The sequence below is a fragment of the Henriciella sp. genome, assembly GCF_049649345.1.
Classification (GTDB): Bacteria; Pseudomonadota; Alphaproteobacteria; order Caulobacterales; family Hyphomonadaceae; genus Henriciella.
On sequence record NZ_JBARZC010000045.1, the window covers coordinates 1 to 3797 of the forward strand.

General features: G+C 60.6%; 5 protein-coding genes. 4 read left to right on the forward strand and 1 reads right to left on the reverse strand.

The genetic code is table 11. From position 1 onward, the window contains the following. Positions 1–536: CaiB/BaiF CoA transferase family protein (locus WA989_RS01150; RefSeq protein ID WP_424338697.1), on the reverse strand; the 536-nt coding region annotated here is incomplete at its 3' end. A gap of 38 nt (positions 537–574) precedes the next feature. Between WA989_RS01150 and WA989_RS01155 the strand changes: the two genes are divergently transcribed. The 4 genes from WA989_RS01155 to WA989_RS01170 form a co-directional block, all read left to right on the forward strand. Next, positions 575–1141 (forward strand): DUF421 domain-containing protein, encoded by a 567-nt coding sequence (locus WA989_RS01155; RefSeq protein ID WP_424338698.1) that lies wholly within the window; start codon positions 575–577, stop codon positions 1139–1141. A gap of 93 nt (positions 1142–1234) precedes the next feature. After that, positions 1235–2050, forward strand: a complete 816-nt coding sequence (locus WA989_RS01160) for an enoyl-CoA hydratase (RefSeq protein WP_424338699.1) — start codon at positions 1235–1237, stop codon at positions 2048–2050. A gap of 12 nt (positions 2051–2062) precedes the next feature. Continuing rightward, a complete protein-coding gene (locus WA989_RS01165) occupies positions 2063–2959 on the forward strand; it encodes a hydroxymethylglutaryl-CoA lyase (RefSeq protein ID WP_424338700.1) in 897 nt (298 codons plus the stop codon). A 101-nt stretch (positions 2960–3060) separates the two neighbouring features. Next, positions 3061–3797: SDR family NAD(P)-dependent oxidoreductase (locus tag WA989_RS01170; RefSeq protein WP_424338701.1), on the forward strand; the 737-nt coding region annotated here is incomplete at its 3' end.

Genomic DNA, 3797 nt, shown 5'->3' on the forward strand with positions numbered 1-3797 from the left:
GTGCCGGTCATCGTGTCGCCGAGTGAGACGCCTGCGCGCGAGGGCAGCCGATCAGGTTCTCCCATCAGATATCGCAGCCCGCCCTTGGCTTCGCCCACGCTGGCATAGCCGGCCTTGGCGCTTTCCGGGCCTGTTTGTCCATAGCCTGAGATCCGCGTGATCACGAGGCGCGGATTGATCTCATGCAGCACGTCGGGCCCGATCCCCCAGCGCTCCAGCGTGCCGGGCCGGAAGTTTTCCACGATGACATCGGCGGTCGCAGCAAGCGCCTTCAATATGTCCTGGCCGTCTGCTTCGCGCAGATTGAGCGTGACCGAAGTCTTGTTGCGCCCAAGGATAGGCCAGTAGAGGCCGACACCATTCTTCTTCGCCGCGCCCCAGCCGCGCGCCGGATCGGGCATGCCGGGCGCCTCGATCTTGATGACCTCGGCGCCGAAATCGCCGAGCAGCTGCGCGCAGAACGGGCCTGCGATCAGCTGGCCAAGTTCGAGCACGCGCAGACCGGCCAGGGGAGGGGGAACGGAAGGTTCGGACATGCGCTGTCTTATGAACAACAGCAGAGAGGATGCAAGACATGTCGGACTGGATTGAAACGAGTTGGTCTGCACTGGGGATGGTCTTTATCAGCGCAATCGCGGTGTATGCCTGGGTCATAATTCTGACCCGCATTTCCGGGCTGAGAAGCTTCTCGAAAATGAGTGGTTTTGACTTTGCGATGACGGTCGCAACAGGCTCGGCAGCGGCTGGGATTTTTATCGCGAAGGACCCGCCGCTCCTGCAGGGACTGTTCGCGCTCTTTGTTCTGTTCGCCATGCAGATGGCCATTGCAGCGGTCCGAAAGCGCAGCAGTTTCGTTGAAAAACTTGTCGCCAACGAGCCACGGCTCATCATGTGGCGCACCGAATACATCGAAGAGCAGATGAAAAAGGCGAAGATTACCCGCTCGGATGTCATCGCCAAGCTACGCGAGGCGAATGTCACGCGTTTCGACCAGATTTATGCGGTGGTCGCCGAGACGACCGGGGATGTATCCGTGCTGCACGGCGAACCTGGAACAGCGCTCGACAAAGGTCTGTTGACCGATGTCATCGGTTATGACCCAGAGCGCCATCGGCCCTCCGGTGTAACCGATACTGCCTGAACGCTGGGGACCGCCCCAGCGGAAGCTGCTGACATTGATGCCGCCGTTGCGCTAGGGTCTTGGCACCCAAAAAAAAGGCGCGGAGGACAGGCCATGAGCGAATTCAAGGAAATTAAGACAGCGACCCAGGATGGGGTTCTGACCATCACGCTGAACCGGCCAGACAGGCTGAATGCGTGGACGGGCACGATGGAAGCGGAAGTTCAGACCGTCGTTCGAGCGGCTGGCAAGGATGATGATGTCCGGGTCATTGTCGTTACCGGTGAAGGCCGCGGCTTCTGTGCTGGCGCAGACATGGCGGGCCTGCAATCGATCCAGGGATCAGGAGAATCGCGCGAGACCTCTGAGGTGGACCGCGCTGATCCGATCGAGAACCTGTATCCCGGACGCTTCGGTTATCTCTATGCCTGCCCCAAACCGATCATCGCCGCCATCAACGGGGCGTGCGCGGGTATCGGTCTTATTTTCGCGCTCTATGCGGATCTTCGTTACTGCGCCGAAGAGGCCAAGTTCACGACCGCCTTCGCTCAGCGCGGCCTTGTAGCAGAGCATGGGATCGCATGGCTGCTGCCGCGCCTCATCGGCGAAGCGAACGCGCTCGACCTCCTGTTCACTGCCCGCAAGTTTACAGGGGCGCAAGCGGCGCAGCTGGGTCTTGTGAACGCCGCTTATCCCTCCACCGAGCTTAAGGGAGAAGTGCATCTGGTCGCGAGACATCTTGCAACCCAGGTTTCTCCGCGCTCTGTGGCCGTCATGAAGCGCCAGATCCGCGAATCCTACTTCCAGAATTTCGAGGAAAGCCTTGAAGTGGCAGACGAGGAGATGGCAGGCAGCTTCAAGACATTTGATTTCAAGGAAGGCGTTGACAGTTTTGTCGAGCGCCGCCCGCCCGCCTTTCAGGGGCGATAGACAGGACCAGGAATGACAAGACGTATCGATATTGTTGAAGTCGGCCCGCGCGACGGGCTGCAGAACGATCCCGGCAATCTGAGCACGGCGCAGAAGCTCGAATTCATCTCACGGCTCGAAGAAGCCGGTGTGCGCCGTATGGAATCCGGCAGCTTCGTTTCGCCCAAGGCTGTGCCGAAAATGGCGGACAGCGCTGACGTCTTCATGGGGCTCGACCGCTCGAAGCCGACGCGCCACATCGCGCTGGCCCTGAATGAAAAGGGGGTGCGCCGGGCCATCGATGCCAAGGCAGACGAGATCAATTTCGTCCTGGTCGCCGGTGAAGCCTTCGGCAAACGCAATCAGGGCATGAGCCCGTCTGAAAGTGGCGACATGCTCGCCCAGTGTGCCCCGCTTGTCCTCGAAGCGGGCATCCCTCTTTCCGCGACAATTTCTGTCGCGTTTGGTGACCCGTATGATGGCGACGTTGATCCGGCTGTGGTCGGCAATCTTGCTGCGCGTGCGCAGCGGGCGGGGGTCAATGAGCTGGCTCTTGGCGACACGATCGGCGTGGCGACGCCTTGGCAGGTCCGGGCGCTGACCGAGCGCGTTCGCATGGAGGCGCCCGACGTCTATCTACGCATGCATTTCCATGACACGCGCGGCGCGGCTCTCGCCAATGTGGCGGCGGCGATTGATGAGGGCGTTGACGTGATCGATGCCAGCTGCGGCGGCATCGGCGGCTGCCCGTTTGCGCCGGCGGCGACGGGAAATGTCGCCACAGAAGATGTCGTCTATATGCTGGAGCGGGGCGGCTTCGAAACGGGGCTGGATCTCTCCAAGCTGATCGACACCGCCAAATGGCTGGAGACCGTCCTCGGTCATCCGGTCAGTTCAAGCCTCAGCAGGGCGGGCGGCTTTCCGTCCTGACCCGTCTTTGACTGCCCCCGCGTCAGACTTGCGCGCAGCCTTTCTGCCAGAACACACTCGCCTTCGAAGTCCGTAAGAGGCGAAGCAGAGGGAGACGTATTTTGGCCAATAGATTCGATAGCAAGGTTGTCTGCATCACGGGCGCGGCGAAAGGCATAGGGCGTCAGGCGGCGAAAAGCTTCGCGGATGAAGGCGCGATCATCGTCGCGACAGACATTGAAGAAGAAACCGGCCAGTCTCTCGTCTCAGAGATTGAAGAGGCTGGTGGCAAGGCCCGCTTCGTTTCTCATGACGTCACCTCCGAAGACGCCTGGAAAAGCGTAATCGGCTCGATCCGTGAGACCGAGGGCAAGCTGGATGTCCTGATCAACAATGCCGGCATCGGCATGACAGGGCTTGCCCATGAGATGGAGCTGTCGCTCTGGCGCAAGATGATGGCGGTGAATGTCGATGGCGTCTTTCTCGGCGTGAAGCATGCGCTGCCTTTCATGAGAGCGGCGGGCAAGGGCAATATCATCAACGTCTCCTCGATCGCCGGCCTGCGATCGACGGCGAACTTTGCCTGCTATTGCGCGACCAAGGCGGCGGTGCGCAGCTTCACCAAATCGGTGGCGCTGGAATGCGCCGAAGCCAAGGACGGGATCCGCGTGAACTCCATCCATCCGGGCATCATCTCGACCGCAATCTGGGACACGCTGATCGGTACGAGCGAGGCCAAGGACAGCAACATGCCGCGCAATGAGACGCTATCTGGCATGACCGCAGAGGCGGTTCCCTTCGGCCGAACCGGCACGATCCAGGAGATCGTTAATGGCATGATCTTCCTCGCCTCAGACGA

What these genes read in the sequence shown, in the direction of transcription:
- WA989_RS01165 (WP_424338700.1), top strand. Translation starts at nt 2,063, where the DNA reads ATGACAAGACGTATCGATATTGTTGAAGTCGGCCCGCGCGACGGGCTG.
- WA989_RS01155 (WP_424338698.1), top strand. Translation starts at nt 575, where the DNA reads ATGTCGGACTGGATTGAAACGAGTTGGTCTGCACTGGGGATGGTCTTT.
- WA989_RS01160 (WP_424338699.1), top strand. Translation starts at nt 1,235, where the DNA reads ATGAGCGAATTCAAGGAAATTAAGACAGCGACCCAGGATGGGGTTCTG.